Source organism: Amycolatopsis sp. NPDC034160, from assembly GCF_055575355.1.
On sequence record NZ_JBVISU010000027.1, the window covers coordinates 45,865 to 64,162 of the forward strand.

The 18,298-nt window shown below is 69.5% G+C and carries 17 protein-coding genes; 13 read left to right on the forward strand and 4 right to left on the reverse strand.

The window, feature by feature from the left end:
- Window positions 1-8: 8 nt before the first annotated feature.
- The gene (gene rocD, locus ACZ54P_RS35370) at window positions 9-1,211 is read right to left on the reverse strand and encodes an ornithine--oxo-acid transaminase (protein ID WP_465465961.1); all 1,203 of its coding nucleotides are present in this window, start codon (window positions 1,209-1,211) and stop codon (window positions 9-11) included.
- A gap of 156 nt (window positions 1,212-1,367) precedes the next feature.
- Here rocD and ACZ54P_RS35375 point away from each other — a divergent pair, with 156 nt between their 5' ends.
- Genes ACZ54P_RS35375 through ACZ54P_RS35385 form a run of 3 tightly spaced genes read left to right on the forward strand, consistent with a single transcriptional unit; the run spans window position 1,368 to window position 5,307 of the window.
- On the forward strand, window positions 1,368-2,222 hold the full coding sequence (locus ACZ54P_RS35375) for a PPK2 family polyphosphate kinase (RefSeq protein ID WP_465465962.1): 855 nt from the start codon (window positions 1,368-1,370) through the stop codon (window positions 2,220-2,222).
- Window positions 2,223-2,242: 20 nt separating this feature from the next.
- Window positions 2,243-4,357 carry a S9 family peptidase gene (locus ACZ54P_RS35380; protein ID WP_465465963.1) on the forward strand — a complete coding sequence of 705 codons (2,115 nt, stop codon included), beginning with the start codon at window positions 2,243-2,245 and terminating at the stop codon, window positions 4,355-4,357.
- Window positions 4,354-5,307 (forward strand): LLM class F420-dependent oxidoreductase, encoded by a 954-nt coding sequence (locus ACZ54P_RS35385; protein ID WP_465465964.1) that lies wholly within the window; start codon window positions 4,354-4,356, stop codon window positions 5,305-5,307. The genes ACZ54P_RS35380 and ACZ54P_RS35385 overlap by 4 nt, the downstream gene beginning before the upstream one ends.
- Before the next feature lie 79 nt (window positions 5,308-5,386).
- Here the strand turns inward: ACZ54P_RS35385 and ACZ54P_RS35390 are convergent, their stop codons facing one another.
- Entirely contained in the window at window positions 5,387-6,463 is a 1,077-nt protein-coding gene (locus ACZ54P_RS35390) for an NAD(P)/FAD-dependent oxidoreductase (protein ID WP_465465965.1), read from the reverse strand.
- An 86-nt stretch (window positions 6,464-6,549) separates the two neighbouring features.
- On the opposite strand from ACZ54P_RS35390, the gene ACZ54P_RS35395 reads away from it, so the two are divergent.
- A complete protein-coding gene (locus tag ACZ54P_RS35395; RefSeq protein ID WP_465465966.1) occupies window positions 6,550-6,975 on the forward strand; it encodes a MarR family winged helix-turn-helix transcriptional regulator in 426 nt (141 codons plus the stop codon).
- A gap of 1 nt (window position 6,976) precedes the next feature.
- Here the strand turns inward: ACZ54P_RS35395 and crcB (ACZ54P_RS35400) are convergent, their stop codons facing one another.
- Together crcB (ACZ54P_RS35400) and crcB (ACZ54P_RS35405) are read right to left on the reverse strand one after the other, a co-directional pair.
- Window positions 6,977-7,351: a fluoride efflux transporter CrcB gene (gene crcB, locus ACZ54P_RS35400; RefSeq protein ID WP_465465967.1), complete on the reverse strand. Its 375-nt coding sequence runs from the start codon at window positions 7,349-7,351 to the stop codon at window positions 6,977-6,979.
- Window positions 7,348-7,758, reverse strand: coding sequence for a fluoride efflux transporter CrcB (gene crcB, locus ACZ54P_RS35405; protein WP_465465968.1), 411 nt, complete (start codon window positions 7,756-7,758; stop codon window positions 7,348-7,350). Before crcB (ACZ54P_RS35405) ends, crcB (ACZ54P_RS35400) begins: the two co-directional genes overlap by 4 nt.
- A gap of 171 nt (window positions 7,759-7,929) precedes the next feature.
- Here crcB (ACZ54P_RS35405) and ACZ54P_RS35410 point away from each other — a divergent pair, with 171 nt between their 5' ends.
- The 9 genes from ACZ54P_RS35410 to ACZ54P_RS35450 all read left to right on the forward strand — a co-directional run bounded on the left by ACZ54P_RS35410 (window position 7,930) and on the right by ACZ54P_RS35450 (window position 18,281).
- Complete coding sequence (locus ACZ54P_RS35410) at window positions 7,930-8,061, forward strand: hypothetical protein (RefSeq protein WP_465465969.1); 132 nt, start codon at window positions 7,930-7,932, stop codon at window positions 8,059-8,061.
- Complete coding sequence (locus tag ACZ54P_RS35415) at window positions 8,062-9,243, forward strand: cupin domain-containing protein (protein ID WP_465465970.1); 1,182 nt, start codon at window positions 8,062-8,064, stop codon at window positions 9,241-9,243. It abuts the gene before it with no gap.
- 85 nt (window positions 9,244-9,328) lie between these two features.
- The gene (locus tag ACZ54P_RS35420) at window positions 9,329-10,276 is read left to right on the forward strand and encodes a sucrase ferredoxin (RefSeq protein ID WP_465465971.1); all 948 of its coding nucleotides are present in this window, start codon (window positions 9,329-9,331) and stop codon (window positions 10,274-10,276) included.
- A gap of 265 nt (window positions 10,277-10,541) precedes the next feature.
- A complete protein-coding gene (locus ACZ54P_RS35425; RefSeq protein ID WP_465465972.1) occupies window positions 10,542-12,449 on the forward strand; it encodes an intein-containing Rv2578c family radical SAM protein in 1,908 nt (635 codons plus the stop codon).
- A 241-nt stretch (window positions 12,450-12,690) separates the two neighbouring features.
- Window positions 12,691-13,272, forward strand: a complete 582-nt coding sequence (merB, locus tag ACZ54P_RS35430; protein ID WP_465465973.1) for an organomercurial lyase — start codon at window positions 12,691-12,693, stop codon at window positions 13,270-13,272.
- A gap of 110 nt (window positions 13,273-13,382) precedes the next feature.
- Window positions 13,383-15,155, forward strand: a complete 1,773-nt coding sequence (gene aspS, locus ACZ54P_RS35435; RefSeq protein ID WP_465465974.1) for an aspartate--tRNA ligase — start codon at window positions 13,383-13,385, stop codon at window positions 15,153-15,155.
- Complete coding sequence (locus tag ACZ54P_RS35440; RefSeq protein WP_465465975.1) at window positions 15,155-16,096, forward strand: DUF389 domain-containing protein; 942 nt, start codon at window positions 15,155-15,157, stop codon at window positions 16,094-16,096. Before aspS ends, ACZ54P_RS35440 begins: the two co-directional genes overlap by 1 nt.
- Window positions 16,097-16,175: 79 nt before the next feature.
- Entirely contained in the window at window positions 16,176-17,357 is a 1,182-nt protein-coding gene (locus tag ACZ54P_RS35445) for a phosphotransferase (RefSeq protein ID WP_465465976.1), read from the forward strand.
- 75 nt (window positions 17,358-17,432) lie between these two features.
- The gene (locus tag ACZ54P_RS35450; RefSeq protein WP_465465977.1) at window positions 17,433-18,281 is read left to right on the forward strand and encodes an SGNH/GDSL hydrolase family protein; all 849 of its coding nucleotides are present in this window, start codon (window positions 17,433-17,435) and stop codon (window positions 18,279-18,281) included.
- The last annotated feature ends 17 nt before the right edge of the window (window positions 18,282-18,298 follow it).

Below are 18,298 nucleotides of genomic sequence, written 5' to 3' on the forward strand. Positions count from 1 at the left end.
CGAAAGGTTCACCGGGTCCCGACGACCTCCGTGATCGCGTCGATACCGCGGTCGAGTTCCTCGCGGGTGATCACCAGCGGCGGCGCGATCCGCAGCGTGTGGTCGTGCGTCTCCTTGCACAGCACGCCGCGTTCGGCCAGCGCCGTGGACGCCTCCCGGCCGGTCGGGCCGCCGGGCGCGATGTCGACGCCCGCCCACAGCCCGCGCCCGCGGACCTCGGCCAGCCCGTCGCCGACCAGTTCGCCGAGCCGCGCGTGCAGGTGGGCGCCCAGTTCCCGCGAGCGCTCCTGGAACTCGCCGGTCTTCAGCAGCCCGACCACGGCCCGCCCGATCGCGCAGGCGACCGGGTTCCCACCGAAGGTGGAGCCGTGCTCGCCCGGCCGCAGCACCCCCAGCACGTCCTTGCCGCCGACGACGGCCGACACCGGCATGATCCCGCCGCCGAGCGCCTTGCCGAGGGTGTAGACGTCGGCGCGCACGCCTTCGTGGTCGAGCGCGAGGACGGTGCCGGTGCGCGCGAGGCCGGACTGGATCTCGTCGGCGATCAGCAGGACGTCGTGCTCGTCGCAGAGCCGCCGCGCTTCGGCGAAGTAGCCGGCGGGTGGCACGATCACGCCCGCCTCACCCTGCACTGGCTCCAGCAGGATCGCGGCGGTGCGCTCGGTGATGGCGTCGCGCAGCGCGTTGGCGTCGCCGTACTTGACGGTGACGAAGCCCGGGGTGAACGGGCCGAAGTCGGCGCGCGCGGTCTCGTCGGTGGAGAAGGACACGATGGTCGTCGTGCGGCCGTGGAAGTTCGACCCGGCGACGATGATTTCGGCGGTCCCGTCGGGGACGCCCTTGACCCGGTAGGCCCACTTGCGGGCGATCTTCACCGCGGACTCGACGGCTTCCGCGCCGGAGTTCATCGGCAGCGTCATCTCGGTGCCGGTCAGCTCCGCGAGTTCCCGGCAGAAGAGCCCGAGCTGGTCGTGGTGGAAGGCGCGCGAGGTCAGCGTGACCCGGCCGAACTGCTCGATCGCGGCGGCGATGAGCCCGGGGTGGCGGTGGCCGAAGTTCAGCGCGGAGTAGCCGGAAAGGAAGTCGAGGTAGGTCTTCCCCTCGACGTCGGTGACCGAAGCGCCCTCGGCGGTGGCGATCACCACGGGCAGGGGGTGGTAGTTGTGCGTGCTCCACTGCTCGTCGAGCGCGATGAAGTCGGCGGTCGTCATGCGTTCAGGTTAGATGGCCATCCGTCCCCTTTCATCCGGGAAACGTTGCTTTGACCCGTTGTTCGTTGCGTATCGACTCCTTTCTGTGGCGAAATCGTGCGAGCGAGTACTCGATCATCGCAGGCGCGGGGTGCGAACCGCGGTTATCGTCGCCAGATGGCGAAAAAGGATCACGTCTCCGTCCGGGACGCGCTGAGGATCGGCAAGGGGACCGAGCGGCACGATCCGGGCTCGTTCCCGATCGGGCCGCACAAGAAGCCGAAGGCGCTGAAGGACCTCCTCGGCTCCGGCGACAAGCTCGCCAAACTGCAGGAGGCCCTTTACGCGGAGGGCGTCGGCGGAGGGAACCGCAGCGTCCTGCTGGTCCTGCAGGGGATGGACACCTCCGGCAAGGGCGGCACGGTGGGCCACGTCCTCGGCCTGGTCAACCCGATGGGCGTGCGGTACGTGAGCTTCAAGAAGCCGACCGCGACCGAGCGGCGCCACCCCTACCTGTGGCGGGTCCGCAAACAGCTCCCCGGGCCGGGGCAGGTCGGCGTCTTCGACCGCTCGCACTACGAGGACATCCTGGTCCCGCGCGTGCAGAAGCTGGTCCCCGCCGAGGAGTGGCGCAAGCGCTACGCCGAGATCAACGAGTTCGAGCGGGAACTGACCGACGCGGGCACGACGATCGTGAAGGTGTTCCTCGACATCTCTCCCGAGGAGCAGTTGCGGCGGCTCAAGGCGAGGCTGGAGAACCCGGCGAAGTGGTGGAAGTACAACTCCGCCGACCTCGACGCGCGCGCCCAGTGGAACGACTACCAGAAGGCCTACGCCGACATCTTCGCCAAGACCTCCACCCAGGCGGCGCCCTGGTACGCCGTCCCCGCCGACCACAAGTGGTACCGCAACTGGCTGGTCGCGCGGCTCCTGATCGAGACGATCGAGGAGATGGACCCGAAGTTCCCGCAGGCGGCTTTCGATCCCGAGACGGAACTGAAGAAGCTGGAAGGCGTTGGCGTACCGGGATGAGTGTCTGAGAGAGTGCGGACGTGACCGACACCAGCCTCGAAGATCTTCCGTTCCTCCGCCGCCAGGCCCGCACCCAGCGCTTCACCCTCGGCGCGCCGAAAGAGTTCAAGGTCGCCCCGGACGCTTCCCGCATCCTGTTCCTGCGGACCGAGTCCGGCACCGACCCGCGGCACAGCCTGTGGTCGTTCGACGTCGCTTCGGGCGAGGAGACGAAGCTGGTCGACGCGGCCGACTTGCTGCCCGGTGAAGAGGACCTGCCCGCCGAGGAGCGCGCCCGCCGCGAGCGCAGCCGGGAGACCGGCGGCGGCGTGGTCGGCTACGCGGTCGACGACGCCTTCACCGTCGCCGCGTTCTCCCTGTCGGGCAAGCTGCACACCCTCGACCTGACGACCGGCGCGGTGTCCGTGCTGGTGGAGGGTTCGGTCGTGGATCCGCGGCCCAGTCCGGACGGCAGCCGCGTGGCCTACGTCCGCGACCGGCGCCTGCGGGTGATCGACCGCGCCACCGGCGAGGACCGCCTGGTAGTCGAGGAAGAGGGCGAGGACATCGCCTGGGGGCTCGCGGAGTTCATCGCGGCCGAGGAGATGGGCCGCACCCGCGGCTATTGGTGGTCGCCGGACGGGAAGAGCCTGCTGGTGGAGCGGTCCGACCGGGCGGCCGTGCCGCGCTGGACGATCGCCGACCCGGCCAACCCGCAGTCGGCGGCCAACGTCGTCGCCTACCCGGCGGCGGGGACGAAGAACGCCGACGTGACGCTGGCGATCATCGGGCTCGACGGCTCGCGGGTCGACGTGGCGAAGACGGACTGGGAATACCTGGCGGCGGTGCACTGGTCGGCGGCGGGCAAGCCGCTGCTGTCGGTCCAGTCGCGAGACCAGCGCCGGCTCGAGATCCAGGCCGTCGACCCGGCGGACGGTTCGGTCGAGGTCCTGCACACCGAGACCGACGAGCACTGGGTCGAGCTCGTCGCTGGTGTCCCGGCGTGGACGACCGACGGCCGCCTGGTACGCGAGAGCGCCGCCGACGGTGACCACCGGCTGATCGTCGACGGGGTCGCCCTCACCCCACCGGGACTGCAGGTGCGCCAGATCCTGCACGTCGGCGACGAGGTGCTGTTCAGCGCATCCGAGGCCGATCCGACACAGATCCACGTTTTCCGCACCGAAGGCGGGGAACTCCGTTGTCTGTCCACTGAGGACGGCGTGCACGTCGGCGCCGGAACCGCTTCGCTGGCTGTGCTGTCCTCGTGGAGCCTGGAGCGCAGCGGGCCGGTGGTGACCGTCGTGTCCGGAGAGAAGACGGTGGCGCGGATCGGTTCCTACACCGTGGATCCCGATGTCGCGCCGAATCTGACCTGGCTGACGCTGGGAGAGCTGGGCCTGCGCGCCGCGCTGGTGCTGCCGACCGGATACGAGGAGAGCGAAGGCAAGCTGCCGGTGCTGCTCGACCCGTACGGCGGCCCGCACGCCCAGCGTGTCCTGCAGACCCGCAACGCCTTCCTGACCCCGCAATGGCTGGCGGACCAGGGCTTCGCGGTGCTGGTCGCCGACGGGCGGGGCACGCCCGGCCGGGGCGCGGCGTGGGAGAAGGAGATCGCGGGCAAACTCGCCGACGTCACCCTCGCCGACCAGGTCGACGCCCTGCGAGCGGCGGCCGCGCTCCATCCGGAACTGGACACCGAGCGGGTCGCGATCCGCGGCTGGTCCTACGGCGGCTACCTGTCCGCATTGGCCGTCCTGCGCCGCCCCGACGTCTTCCACGCCGGTGTCGCGGGCGCCCCGGTGACCGACTGGTCGCTGTACGACACGCACTACACCGAGCGCTACCTCGGGCTGCCGCAGGAGGAAACGGCGTCGTACGAGCACAACTCGCTGATCGCCGACGCCGGTGACCTGTCCAGGGCGCTGCTGATCGTGCACGGCCTCGCCGACGACAACGTTTTCGTCGCCCACTCGTTGCGCCTGTCGTCGGCACTGCTGGCCAAGGGACGCCCGCACGTGTTCCTGCCGCTGGCCGGGGCGACGCATATGACGCCGCAAGCCGAAGAGGTGGCGGAAAACCTGATGCGCACGCAGGTGGACTGGATCGTGCGCGAGCTGTCCGGTGACGCGGCGAAGAGCGAGGAGAACGCATGAAACGGTGGGGCATCACCATTCCGCTGACCGGGGTGCCGCTCGCGGCGCACAAGGAGCTGGTCGAGCAGCTGCCCGACCTCGGCTACACCGACGCGTGGTCGGCCGAGACAGCGGGCAACGACGCCTTCACCCCGCTGGTGCTGGCTTCGCAGTGGGCGCCCCAGCTGCGGCTCGGCACCGCGATCGTGCCGGTGTACACCCGAGGGCCCGGCCTGCTGGCGATGAGCGCGGCCACCGTCGCGGAACTGGCGCCCGGCCGGTTCGTCCTCGGTATCGGGGCTTCGTCGCCGGTGATCGTGAAGAACTGGAACGCCGCCGAGTTCGAGGCCCCGTTCGCGCGGTCGCGGGACACCCTGCGTTTCCTGCGGTCGGCACTGGCGGGGGAGAAGGTCACCGAGGAGTACGAGTCCTTCTCCGTCAGCAAGTTCCGGCTGGAGCGCCCCGCCGACCCGCCCCCGTCGATCATGCTCGCCGCGCTGCGGCCCGGCATGCTGCGGCTGGCCGCGCGGGAGGCCGACGGTGCCATCACCAACTGGCTCGCGGCCTCCGACGTGCCCAAGGTGCGCGAGGAGATCGGGCCGGACACCGAACTGGCCGCCCGGATCTTCGTCTGCCCCACCGAGGACAAGGCCGCCGCGCGCGGGCTCGGCCGGATGCTCATCTCGAGCTACCTGACCGTGCCGGTGTACGCGGCGTTCCACGACTGGCTCGGCCGGGGTGAGGCGCTCGCGCCGATGCACGAGGCGTGGGCCGCCGGCGACCGGCAGAAGGCCAACCAGGTCATCCCGGACGAGGTCGTCGACGACCTGATCGTCCACGGCAGCCTCGATTCCTGCCGCGAGCAGGTGCAGTCCTATGTGGACAACGGGCTGACGACGCCGATCATCGCGCTGCTGCCGACGGGTGAGGATCCGTTCGCGCAGGTGCGGGGTCTGGCGCCTCGGTCCTGACTTGGGTCCCGAACGCTATGAAAGGACCTTTCCTTGCAAATTTTGCAAGGAAAGGTCCTTTCATAGCGCGCGCGGGCACTCAGGTGACGTTGAAAAGCTCCTCGTACCGCGAAGCCATCATGTGCGAACCCTTGATCTCCGACGTCGTCGCCGCGTCCAGGATCCCCACCTCCTCCGCGTAGGTCGCGCCACCGGAAGGCCCCAGCGGCAGCGAGATCATCGGCCCGCCGGGCGTGTGGGTCCGCAGTTCGCCGCCCTCGATCAGGGCCCGGATGTTGGCGACGACGACCTCGGCGTGGTCACCGGCCACCTTCGCCAGTTTCCCTTCCGGCAGCGCGGTGATGTCCCCGAGCGCGAACACCCGTTCCTGCCCGGGAAGCCGCAGCTCGGCGGTCACGGCCACCTGTCCGTTCGGCTGCCGGGCGGCGGCGAGGTCACCGTCGAGGTACGCCGTGTGCGGGGCGCCTCCGAAGCACTGGAACCACAGGTCGGCGGTCACCTCACCGCCGGAGGTCAGTGCCGCGGTGAATGTCTTGGCCTGTCCCGGTTCCGAGACCGGTGACTCGGTCAGCGAAGTGCCCAGCAGGAGTTCGACGCCCAGTTCGTCGAGCTGACGGCGGATTTCGGCGCGGAAGTCGGCCGGGAAGCCCGGCAGGATTTCCTCCGCCGGGTCGACGATCGTCACGGCCTTCTCCGGCCACACTGCTTTGATCTCGCCGGCCAGTTCGAGGCCCACCGGGCCCGCGCCGAGCAGCAGGACCTTCTCCGCGCCCGCGAGTTCTTCCCGCGTGGCATGGATTTTCGCCTTCGCCGAAGCGCTGTCCCGGAAATCGATCTTCGCCGGGAACGGGTACGCCGAACCGGTCGCCAGCACGAGGTAGTCGGGGGTGAGCCGTTCGCCCGACGCGAGCGTGACGCCGTCCTGGTCCACGCTCGCCGCGCGGTCGCGCACCACCCGTCCGCGTTCGAGGAGCCGGTCGTAGGAGTAGAAAAGCCGGTCTGTCCACTCGGGATCGACGAGCCCACGCAACGCGGCGACGTGATGGACGAAGTCCTCGCGCGGCTCGACGAGGACGACGTCGGTGAACGAGTCCAGTTCCTTGGCGACGGTGGTTCCGCCGTATCCCCCGCCGATGACGGCCACGGTCGTGGTCATGAGATCCCCTAGTTCGTAGTACGGAATGTTGGTACTGCGAACTACAGTAGTTCGTACTCCGAACGATCGTCAAGTAGTCTTAGGTCATGACCACGGCCGAAGACCTCGGATTCGCGACAGCGCTGGTCCGCCTCTCGCATCTGGTGCAGCGGGCCTTCATCGACGTCGGCCGCTCGCACGACCTCACTCCGCAGCAGGCGCAGCTGCTCTGTGTGCTGGCGCAGCGGGAGACGGGCGTCGGGATGACCGAGCTAGGCCGGATGCTGAACCTGGAGAAGTCCAGCGTCACCGGCCTGGTGGACCGGGTGCAGCGGCGGGCCCTCGTCGAGCGGGTCGCGGACGCCGGCGACCGCCGCGCGCTGAAGATCAGGCTCACCGAGGAGGGCCTCCGGCTCGCGAACGCCGCGCACGAAGGCGTCGTCGAGAAGCTGGAGCAGATGGCTTCCGAACTGCCGGTCGAACAGCGGGAAGCGGTCGCCGCGGCCGCGTGGCGGATGGCGTCCGAAGACTGAATCAGTGCCAGAGAGCGGCGGCCAGCGCCAGCCCGGCCGTCGCGGCACCGATCCCGGCGACCACCGTGACGCCGACGTTCAGCACCGCGCGCAGCCGCGCCTTTTCGGTGAACAGGCGCAGTGTTTCGTACCCGAAGGTCGAAAAGGTGGTGAGCCCGCCGCAGAATCCGACGGCCAGTAGCGAGCGGACCGCGTCCGGCTGGCCGCCGTGCAGTGCCCAGCCGGTGAGGAAACCGAGGACCGCCGAGCCCGCGACGTTGACCGCGAGCGTGCCCCACGGGAACGCGCCGCCCAGCCACGCTCGCGTCCGCAGATCGGTCAGGTAACGCAGGATCGCGCCGGTGCCACCACCGAGCGCGACGAAAAGAACGGTCATTTCACCACCGCACGGGTGATCTCGTGCCCGGCGTAGACCACGATCAGTGCGGCGGCCACGGTGCCGAGCGCGTAGGCCAACCCGGTGAACGGATGCCCCGTCGTCACAAGATCGAGTGTCTCCGTCGCATAGGTCGAAAACGTGGTGTAACCGCCCAGGATCCCGACTCCGAGGAACGGGCGCAGCAACCGGTGCGGGTCGGTCTTCGCGGTCAGCAGTGCCATCAGGACGCCGATCAGCAGACAGCCGGAAACGTTGATGGCGAAGGTCGAAAGCGCGAAGTGACCCCGGGAATGGGGGAGTGCGACCGACAGGCCGTAGCGCGCCAGACTGCCCAGCGCGCCGCCCGCGCCGATGGCCGCGAGCACGTCCCAGCGCGGGCGCGGGACGGATGCCGGATCAGCCATGGATGGCAGCTTAGAACCGCTGTCCGGGTGAACCGGCGTCACGGTGTCGAAGATCGCTCACAAGGCCGTTTTTCCCTGCTGAGCGGTGATTTTTCGCTGGACGTGTCGTAGGCTGGGCGGCGCTCCAGGCCGATTTTCGGTCCGTCCGCTCGTCTAGGTGAAGGTGGCAGGATGGCACAGGAACAGTCAGGTACGCAGGCTCCCGACAGCGGTTTGCTGATCGAGGTGGAGAAGATCCCGACAGCGGTGGATCGCGGGAAGGCCAACGGCGCCGCCGCGGACAACGACGGTAACGACGGCTGAGTGCCCGAAACGCCGACGCTGGCTGACCTCGTGGCTCCGCTCGGGGTCAGCCAGTTCTTCCGCGAAGTCCAGGGCGAGACCTACCGCCGTTTCGAAGGCCGCGCGGGCCGGTTCGCCGACCTGCTGCCGTGGCCGGCGCTGAACGCGATCCTCCGGCAGCACCGCCTGGAGTTCCCGCGGCTGCGCCTGGCGCTCGACGGGACGCCGGTCCCCATGGAGAGCTACACCGATCTCGTCCCCACCCGCCGCAATGGCACCGTCCCCCGCCTGCGGGCCGCTCCGTTCACCGAGCATCTCCGCGGCGGCGCGACGATGGTGCTCGACGCCATCCAGGAACTCAGTGACCCGATCGGCGACTTCGCCAGGAGTCTCGAACACGACCTCCGCGAAAGCGTCCAGGTCAACCTGTACGCCGGCTGGGGCGTGACCCACGGCTTCGACGTGCACTGGGACGACCACGACGCGTTCATCATCCAGGTCGCCGGCCGCAAACGCTGGCGGATGCACGGTCCGACCAGGCCGGCCCCGTTGCATCGCGACGTCGAACAGCCGGAGCGGCCAGGCGAGCCGATCGACGACTTCATCCTCGAAGACGGCGACGTCCTCTATGTCCCGCGCGGGCACTGGCACGACGTCACCGCGGTGGGGGAGATGTCGCTGCATCTCACGCTCGGTTTCAATCCGGCCACCGGGATCGACCTGGTCTCCTGGCTCGCCGACAAACTGCGGGCGAGCACCGTGTTCCGCCAGGACCTCCCGAGGTTCGGGACGGCGGAGGACCGGGCCGCCCGCGCCGCCGCACTGCGCGAAGAGCTGGAAGCCGCGCTGACCGATGGCGTCGTCGACCGGTTCCTCGCCGATCGCGACGCGTCGGCCCCGGCGCATCCGCGGGTGGGGCTCCCCTGGGCGGCGACCACCGGCCTGCTGCCCGACGGCGACGAGACCGAGGTCCGGTTCCTCGTCCCGAGGGCGGTCCTCGAAGAAGGCGACGGCCGGGTGACGCTGCTGGCGGACGGTAAACGGTTCGTCTTCGCCCTCGCCGCCGCTCCGGTGCTGAAGGCCCTGCTCGACGGCACCCCCCAGGCGGTCAAACGACTCGCCGAACTGTCGGAACTCGATCGGGGGACCGTGCGGGCCCTCCTCGGCGAGCTGACGGCGCAGGGACTCCTCTCGGTCAGTTGAAAGTCACAAGGGACGAGAAGTGTGAAGGGAGAGTGGACGGGGTAAGCTAAGGCATGCCTAAGGTCAAGTCCGGAGGGGTCAGCCGATGACCGCTCAGCTCTCGGACACCGAAGCGCCGCCCGCCGCTTTGCCGGGCTGCGCGACCGTCGCGCGCATGCTCGGCGCGAATCCCGCCGGCACCGCCGCCGACATGCGCTGCTGGCTGCTGATCGAGCAGCCGGGCCCGTGGACGGCGGACGCGCTGGAAAATCTCCTCGACGAGGCATTTCCCACCGAGCGGCGTGAGCTGCTCGAGAACTTGAGACGTTCGCACGGCCTCCGTCCGCTGCTGATCCGCCGTCCCGGCAAGCATCGGCGCGATCCGGATCGCCCTCGTTCGGTGTACGTCGGCGGTGGCGAACCGGGCAACCGCTGGCTGGAGCGGCTGGAGATCCGCGACCTGAGCGAACTGGCCGAACTGGACCTCCAAGCGGTCGCGGACGGCGTCGGCGGCCTCGGCACGCGGGTGCGCGGGCCGCTGTTCCTGGTCTGCACGCACGGCACCAAGGACATGTGCTGCGCCGTGCTCGGCCGCCCGCTGGCCTCGACGCTCAACATCAATCACCCCGGCCGGGCCTGGGAGGTCAGCCACGTAGGCGGTGACCGCTGGGCGGGTAACCTGCTCGTGGTCCCCGACGGTTTCCTGCACGGCCAGCTCAATCCGGCCGAAGCGGCGCTGGTCGCCAAATCCGCGCTGCGCGGGCAGGTCGAACCGGAGCAGCTGCGCGGCCGGACGTCCGCGCCCACGGCGTGGTCGCAGTTCGCGGAGATCGCGATCCGGCGGCAGACGAATCTGTCCGGTTTGGACGACGTGATCGCCGTCCAGGAGGAGCCGCTGCTCGAAGCCGACGCGCGAGTGGTCACCGTGCGCGGCGGCGACGACTTCTACTCGGTGACGGTGCGCCGCCGGTCGGCGACACCGCGCGGCGAGAGCCGGTGTGCCGGGCTCATCCAGCCCGCCGGGTATGTCACGGAGAACATCGCGCAGCTCTGACCCCGCGTTTAGTCCTCTGAACGCGGTACTTGCACGCGCAACTACCGCGTTCAGAGGACCGGGACGACTAACCCTCATTAACACTCACGACCCCACGCGGAACCGGGCATAAAAGCACCAACCGTCCTTTGTGGACCCTGCCGCCACGTCGGCGTCCAGAAGCGGGCCTGTCTCGACTTCGCCGGGATCCTGGCCAAGCGGGAAAGATCACCCTCGCTCGAACACCTGTTTGACAGCTGTCTAGAACATGTGTTCGACTGGCCGGGTGCGATGGGATCGACAGCGGGCGGACGGCGGCGAGCCGGTCCTGCCCGGCATGGGCGGGCTGGGACGGCCGGTGCGCTCGCCCGAATTCGACGGCGTCACCTTTCACGAGGTGCACGCCAAATCCGTGCTGAACAAGGTGCCAGCGGGGTCGGGTGTCCCGTTCGGCTGGACGGTGAACCCGTACCGCGGCTGCTCTCACGCGTGCACGTACTGCCTTGAAGGCGGGACGCCGGTCCTGATGGCCGACGGCCGGGCGAAACCGCTGGCGGAGCTGGCGCCCGGTGACGAGATCTACGGAACACGCGGACGCGGCGCGGGGCGGCGGCTGGTGCCGACGACTGTCCTCGCGCACTGGTCGACGCTCAAACCGGCCTATCGCCTGACCCTCGACGACGGCACGTCCATCGTGGCCAGTGGCGACCACCGGTTCCTCACCGGACGCGGGTGGAAGCACGTCACGGGCACAAGGTGGGGCGCGGCGCAGCGACCGCATCTGATCGGGGGCACGGAACTGGTCGGGGTCGGAAAGCTCGCCCGCACCCCGGACGACACCATCGGATACCGCGCCGGGTATCTCTGCGGGATGCTGCGGTCCGGCGGTTTCTCGGCCGAAAAGGACGCCGCCGACCGCGCGCTCAAGTACCTGCCCGATTTCGGGGCGTCGGTCGGTTTCGTCCAGGTGCCGCCGTCGCCGGATTCCCATTGGCAGCGCGGATTTCTGGCCGGGCTGTTCGACCTCGCCGGCGGATACCGGCACGGCGCGCTGCGGGTCACCCACGATGAACAGGACATCGTCTCGACCTTCTGTGCCGCTCTCGGCAACTTCGGTTTCCGTTACGTGAAGACCGAAAACGTCAAGTTCAGTCCGTTGTGGACGGTTCAGCTGCTCGGCGGGCCGTCGGAGGAGATGCGTTTCTTCCACCTCACCGATCCCGCCGTCGGCTGGAAACGGTCGCTCGACGGCCTCGCGATCGGCCGGACCAGGCGGAAGGTGTCGTCCATCGAGGCGCTCGGCATCGAGCTGCCGCTGTTCGACATCACCACCGGCACCGGTGACTTCATCGCCGACGGCATGGTCACGCACAACTGCTTCGCCCGGAACACCCACACGTACCTGGATCTCGACGCCGGACGCGATTTCGACACCCAGGTGATCGTCAAGGTCAACGCGCCCGAAGTGCTGGCCGCGCAGCTACGGCGCCCGAGCTGGACACGCGAGCACGTCGCCATGGGCACCAACACCGATCCCTATCAGCGTGCCGAAGGCCGGTATCGGCTGATGCCGCGCATCATCACCGCCCTCGCGGATTCGGGCACGCCACTGTCCATCCTGACCAAGGGGACCGTGCTGGCCAGGGATCTGCCGTTGCTGGAATCGGTGTCGAAGGACGTGCCCACCGGGCTGGCGATCTCGCTCGCGCTGCTGGACGAGGAGCTGCAACACCGCCTCGAACCGGGGACACCGAGCCCGCGAGCGCGGCTCGACCTGATCCGCAAGGCGCGGGACGCCGGGCTCCCGTGTTCGGTGCTGGTCGCCCCCGTGCTGCCTTATCTGACCGACTCGGTGGAGGCGCTCGACGCCTTGTTCGCGCGGCTGGCCGACGCCGGCGCCACCCGGGTCAGCGTCCTCCCGTTGCATCTGCGGCCGGGCGCGCGGGAATGGTTCGCGCGCTGGCTGGGCCGGGAACATCCGGAGCTCGTGCCGAAATATCGCGAGCTGTACGCGCGCGGTGCTTACCTCCCGAAGTCCTATCTGGAGCGGCTGGGGACGCGGGTCGGCCCGTTGCTGCGCCGTCACGGCTTCGGTTCCCGCGTGGACGACGCCGCACGCGGTCCGGTGACGGTGCCCGTGCAGCGCGTCGAGGAGGCCGCCGTACCGGAGGCGGAGCAACTCAAACTCCTGTGAAAGGCAAAGGTGGCCTTCACGGACTTCCGTGCTTGAGGGTTTCGGTGAGGGGTGGGTCAAGTTGGTCGTGAGTGGCGATTCGGGTTCTCACCCGAATCGCCACTCACGACCACCCCGGCCGACATCCGACACGCAATGTGAAAATTCTTACGCAGCAACGGATTCGGCCGTTCGGCCCAGCCGCTTGGCGGAAAACCTTTTCGTGCTTAATCTCGGAGGGAGGAAGGCGAGGAGGTGTCTGTTGACCACCCGGACGGATCGCACCGCCGCTGTTCGCATCGCCTGGGCCGCGACCAAGCTGACCAGGGCGGGCAGGCACCCCATCGCCATCGGCAGACTCGCCGCGACCGTCGGCTTCGAGCCCGGTGAGGCGCACCGGCTGATGGAGCTGATGGGGTTCGACATCCGCGACGGCCTGGTCATCATGGACCGCGGCTCGCGTCCCGGTACGGCGGATCGCGCGGGTTCGGATCGCTACCGCGTCGACCTGTTCCTGCTGGCCACCGCGACGGGGGAACCCGTGCACGCGGACGCGACCTGCCCGGCGACGGGCGCGCGCGTGCGGGTCCACTTCACCCGGGACAGGGTGCTGAGCGTCGATCCACCGCATGCCGTCGTCGCCGCGTCGAGGCTGCCCGGAATCGATCTCACCCTCGGCCCGGACTATGTCGAGGCGCTGGTCTGCACCCAGTTCTTCGCCTCGAAGGAGGCTGCCGCGGGCTGGCTGCTGGAGAACATCGACGGCCGGGTCCTGTCCGTGCCCGACTACCTGGCGCATACGCGGCGGATGGTCGCCGCGCTGGAGGCCTGGCCGACGCTCTAGCGGGGACGCTTGTACCTGGTCGCGAGGCATCGGGGGCGATTCGTTAGCCTTTGACGTCGGCGAAAAGCCGTCGAATCGCAGAAACGTGATGCCGAAGGAGAGCACCCGCAGTGCTTCGCACCCACAAAGCCGGCACCTTGCGTGCCGAGCACGCCGGTCAGACGGTCACCCTCACCGGATGGGTGGCTCGGCGGCGCGATCACGGCGGCGTCATCTTCATCGATCTGCGTGACGCCAGCGGCGTGAGCCAGGTCGTCTTCCGCGAGGGCGAGATGGCCGAGCGCGCGCACCAGCTGCGCTCCGAGTACTGCGTCCGCATCACCGGCGAGGTGTCGAAGCGCCCCGAGGGCAACGCCAACACCGAAATCCCCACCGGGGAGATCGAGGTGCTGGCCACCGAGCTCGAGGTGCTGTCCGAGGCCGCCGTGCTGCCGTTCCCGATCGACGACCGGGTCGACGTCGGCGAGGAGGTGCGCCTCAAGCACCGCTACCTCGACCTGCGCCGCAGCGGCCCCGCCGCCGCCATGCGGCTGCGCAGCGAGGTCAACCGGGCCGCCCGCGAGGTGCTGCACGCGCAGGACTTCGTCGAGGTCGAGACCCCGACCATGACCCGCTCCACCCCCGAGGGCGCCCGCGACTTCCTGGTCCCGGCCCGGCTCAAGCCCGGCTCCTGGTACGCGCTCCCGCAGTCGCCGCAGCTGTTCAAGCAGCTGCTCATGGTCGGCGGGCTCGAGCGGTACTACCAGATCGCGCGCTGCTACCGGGACGAGGACTTCCGCGCCGACCGGCAGCCGGAGTTCACCCAGCTCGACATCGAGATGAGCTTCGTCGAGCAGGACGACGTCATCACGCTCGGCGAGGACATCGTGACAGCGCTGTGGAAGCTGGTCGGTGCCGAGATCCCTCGCCCGTTCCAGCGCATCACCTACGCCGAGGCGATGGAGAAGTACGGTTCGGACAAGCCGGACCTGCGCTTCGACCTCCAGCTCACCGACATGACGGCGTTCTTCGCCGACACCCCGTTCCGCGTGTTCCAGGCGCCGTACGTCGGTGCCGTCGTGATGGCGGGCGGGGCCGACCAGCCGCGCCGCACCCTCGACGCCTGGCAGGACTTCGCCAAGCAGCGCGGGCACCGCGGGCTCGCCTACATCCTCGTGAACGAGGACGGCACGCTCGGCGGACCGGTCGCGAAGAACCTGTCGGAGAAGGAGCGCGAGACCGTCGCCGAGGCCGCCGGCGCCAAGCCCGGCGACTGCGTCTTCTTCGCCGCAGGCAAGGCCGCCGACGCGCGTTCGTTGCTCGGCGCCACGCGCCTGGAGATCGGCAACCGCCTCGGCCTGATCGACGAGAACGCCTGGTCGTTCGTGTGGGTCGTCGATTTCCCGATGTTCATCTCCGCCGAGGAATCCGACGACGTCGCCGTCGGCAGCGGCAAGTGGAAGGCCCTGCACCACGCCTTCACCTCGCCGACCCCGGAGTGGATCGGCAAGCTCGCCGACGACCCCGGCGGCGCGCTGGCCTACGCCTACGACATCGTCTGCAACGGCAACGAGATCGGCGGCGGCTCGATCCGTATCCACCAGCAGGAACTGCAGAAGCAGGTCTTCGAGCTGATGGGCCTGACCGAGGAGGAGGCGCAGGAGAAGTTCGGCTTCCTGCTCGACGCCTTCGCCTTCGGCCCACCGCCGCACGGCGGTATCGCGTTCGGCTGGGACCGGATCGTCATGCTGCTGGCCAAGGCCGAATCGCTGCGTGAGGTGATCGCGTTCCCGAAGACCGGCGGCGGGTTCGACCCGCTGACCGCCGCACCGGCACCCATCACGCCGGAGCAGCGCAAGGAGGCGGGCATCGACGCCAAGCCCGCGCCGCCCGCGAAGAACTGATGCTCCATCTCAGGGCCGTGTGCCCGCCGGACCGGACCGAAGAAGCGATCCGGATCCTGCGGGCGCACACCGGGACCGCGCACCTCGTCGTGCATCACGGGGTGGCGGTCGCTCCCGAGGGTGACCTGATCGAGGCGGACATCGCCCGCGAGGCGACCGACGAGATCATCGAATCGCTGTGCGGGCTCGACCTCGACCACACCGGCGGGATCACGCTCGAAGCGCTGGACACCGCGGTGTCCGACGCCGCGGACCGGGCCGAGGAAGCCGCGCCGGGTGAGGCGGCGGACGCGGTGGTGTGGCAGGAACTCGTCGGCCGCACCGGCGAGGAGTCCCGGCTCACCTGGACCTTCCAGGCGTTCCTGACCATCGCGTGCCTGCTGGCCGCGGTGGGGGTGATCACCAACTCGTCGGTCACCATCGTCGGCGCCATGGTCGTGGGGCCGGAATTCGGCCCGCTCGCGGCGATCGCGGTCGGGCTGGTGCTGCGCCGGGCAGATCTGGTGAAACAGGGCGGGATCGCGTTGCTCGGTGGGTTCCCGATCGCCATGGCGGTCACGCTGGGCGTCGTCGTCGTCGGGAATCTGACCGGTGTGCTCGACGTGGACAAGCTCGCGAGCAACCACGAGGTGGATTTCGTTTACCAGGTGGGAATCGCGTCGCTCATCATCGCGCTGCTGGCGGGCGCGGCGGGGATGCTTTCCATGACGTCGGCCAAATCCGCCGCGCTGGTCGGCGTGTTCATCTCGGTGACCACCGTCCCGGCGGCCGGGTACGCGGTCGTCGCCGCGGTTGCCGGTCAGTGGGAACGGTGTCTTTATTCGGCCGGTCAACTGCTGGTCAATCTCATCGGAATCGTTGCAGCTGCGGCCATTGTGCTGACATTGCGCCGTCGAGGGCAACGCTCGAGGGTAACGGAACGTCCGCTTTCACGCGGATGAGTCCCAGATCGCGTCAATGCGCGCGATTGCCCGGATCTCAGTGGTCATGGTTGCTCAGTCACGAGTAGGGTCGGTGGCAATGACAGTCGATACCTCCTCTGCCGATGATTCGACAGTCGGAGCCGAAACTCTCGCCGTCGCGGCGGCGGTCGCCGCCGGCGAGTCGGTTCTTTCACGCCGGTTCGGCAGTGCGATCACCCTCGTCGCCCCGGAGGACCTCGCCGGCAGCGGTCCGGCGACGGTGGTGCGGGCGCGGGTGGCGACGTCACCGTTCGCGCTGCCGCGCACCTTGGTCATCAAGCACTACCCCGATCCGCCCGAACCCGGCCGTCCCGATCCGTTCGCGCAGGAGGCGGTCAGCTACCAGCTGTTCACCGCGCTCGCGCCGGAGGACCGGATGTGCCCGGAACTGCTGGCACACGACGGCCGCGATCGCGTGCTGGTGCTCGAAGATCTCGGCGGCCTCCCCACGCTGCACGACAGGCTTCACGCCCGTGACGCTCGCGCCGCCGAACGCGCGCTGCTGTCCTGGGCCCGGTCGCTGGGCAGGCTCCACGCGAGCACCGCGAGCCGTGAGGCCGATTTCAACGCGCTGCTGCGCCGTCTCGGCGGTCCGGCGAAGAACGAGGACGTGCCGCTGCCCGCGGTCTGCGCGCAACTGCCGGATCTGCTGGAGGAACTGCTCGACGTCGAGACACCGGAGCCGGTGCAGCGGCGGGTCATGGAGGTCGCCGAGCGGGCCGGTTCGCCGTCCTACCGCGCGTTCAGCCCGGTCGACCTCAGCCCGGACAACAACCTCGTGACCAGCGACGGGGTGCGTTTCCTCGATTTCGAACGCGGCCGGGTGCGCAGCACGCTGATGGACGCGGCGTACCTGCGGCTGCCGTTCGCGTCCTGCGCGGACGCGCTGGCGCTGCCGCCGGGCATGAGCGAGGCGATGATCGCCGCCTGGCGGTCCGAGGTCGTCGCGGTCTGGCCATCCCTCGCGGACGAGGACGCGCTGGCCGAGCACCTGATGGACGGTCAGCTGCTGCTGTTGTGGTTCGTCACCTGGGAGATCCTCCCGGAACTCGACCTGAGCAGGCACGCGACGCCGATCAGCCGGGAGGCCGCGCTGGTGACCTGGTGGCGGGAGCTGGCCAAGCATTCGCTGCGTGCCCGCCTGACGGACATCTCCGAGCACGCCACCCGGGTCGCCGCGGCGCTCGGGGCCCGGTTGGGGCCGCACGCGGACCTCGCCTTCTACCCGGCGTTCCGGTAACCGCCGCACGGACTTTTCGCTCGGCCGTCCTCGTCGCGTTACCCAGGCATCACCGCCGGTGAGTCTGCGTGGCCGATGGTGGCTACCGTGACCGTGATCAGTGTCGAAGTCACTCCGAGTCCCGAACCTCTCCTTCCTCCCGCACCGGCCGTCCCGCGGTCCGCTCGCAGGCTGGTCGTGCTCGGTGATTCCACCGCGGTGGGCCTGGGTGACCCGCTGCCGAACCGAGGTGGCTGGCGCGGGGTCGGCCCGCTCGTCGCCGAGGCGCTGGGCGTCGAACCGGACGGCTATCTGAACCCCTCCTTCACCGGAGCGCGCATGGGATGCGTGCTGACGAAGCAGCTTCCCCCGGCCGTGGCACATCGTCCGGACGTCGCGCTGGTGGTGGCGGGGATGAACGACACGCTGCGGCCCGATTTCAGCGCCGGGAAGATCGCCGCGGACCTCACCGAGGTGATCCGCACGCTGGCCGCCGTCGGCACCACCGTGGTCCCGGTGCGCTACCACGACCACGGCAAGGTGTTCCGGCTCCCGCGGTCACTGCGGCGGGCGCTGAGCGAGCGGGTGGCCGAACTGAACGCCGCCATCGCCGGTGTCGTCGAGCGCGAAGGGGTGCCCTGTCTCGACCTCGAACTCCTGCCCGGCGCCTACGATCTCGCCGCGTGGAGCGTCGACCGGCTGCACCCATCGGAACTCGGGCACCGGATGCTGGCGACCGGATTCACCGAACGGCTCGCCGATGCCGGGTTCGCGGTGCCGCGTCCGGTCAGCCTGACCTGCTCGGGAGGCGTGGAGCCGAGCACCGCCGGCCACGTCGGCTGGTTGGTGCTGAAGGGCGTGCCGTGGGTGTGGCGGCGGGGCCGCGAGTTCGTCCCGTACGCGGCCGTCATCATGTGGCATGCGTTCCGGGAGCGGCTGCGCTGACCTGTGCCGGACAATGT

Excerpts from the sequence above, each read along its gene's own strand:
- rocD (WP_465465961.1), bottom strand. The coding sequence starts at position 1,211 with ATGACGACCGCCGACTTCATCGCGCTCGACGAGCAGTGGAGCACGCAC.
- ACZ54P_RS35375 (WP_465465962.1), top strand. The coding sequence starts at position 1,368 with ATGGCGAAAAAGGATCACGTCTCCGTCCGGGACGCGCTGAGGATCGGC.
- ACZ54P_RS35385 (WP_465465964.1), top strand. The coding sequence starts at position 4,354 with ATGAAACGGTGGGGCATCACCATTCCGCTGACCGGGGTGCCGCTCGCG.
- ACZ54P_RS35390 (WP_465465965.1), bottom strand. The coding sequence starts at position 6,463 with ATGACCACGACCGTGGCCGTCATCGGCGGGGGATACGGCGGAACCACC.
- ACZ54P_RS35395 (WP_465465966.1), top strand. The coding sequence starts at position 6,550 with ATGACCACGGCCGAAGACCTCGGATTCGCGACAGCGCTGGTCCGCCTC.
- crcB (WP_465465967.1), bottom strand. The coding sequence starts at position 7,351 with ATGACCGTTCTTTTCGTCGCGCTCGGTGGTGGCACCGGCGCGATCCTG.
- crcB (WP_465465968.1), bottom strand. The coding sequence starts at position 7,758 with ATGGCTGATCCGGCATCCGTCCCGCGCCCGCGCTGGGACGTGCTCGCG.
- ACZ54P_RS35410 (WP_465465969.1), top strand. The coding sequence starts at position 7,930 with ATGGCACAGGAACAGTCAGGTACGCAGGCTCCCGACAGCGGTTTGCTG.
- ACZ54P_RS35420 (WP_465465971.1), top strand. The coding sequence starts at position 9,329 with ATGACCGCTCAGCTCTCGGACACCGAAGCGCCGCCCGCCGCTTTGCCG.
- ACZ54P_RS35440 (WP_465465975.1), top strand. The coding sequence starts at position 15,155 with ATGCTCCATCTCAGGGCCGTGTGCCCGCCGGACCGGACCGAAGAAGCG.
- ACZ54P_RS35445 (WP_465465976.1), top strand. The coding sequence starts at position 16,176 with ATGACAGTCGATACCTCCTCTGCCGATGATTCGACAGTCGGAGCCGAA.
- ACZ54P_RS35450 (WP_465465977.1), top strand. The coding sequence starts at position 17,433 with ATGGTGGCTACCGTGACCGTGATCAGTGTCGAAGTCACTCCGAGTCCC.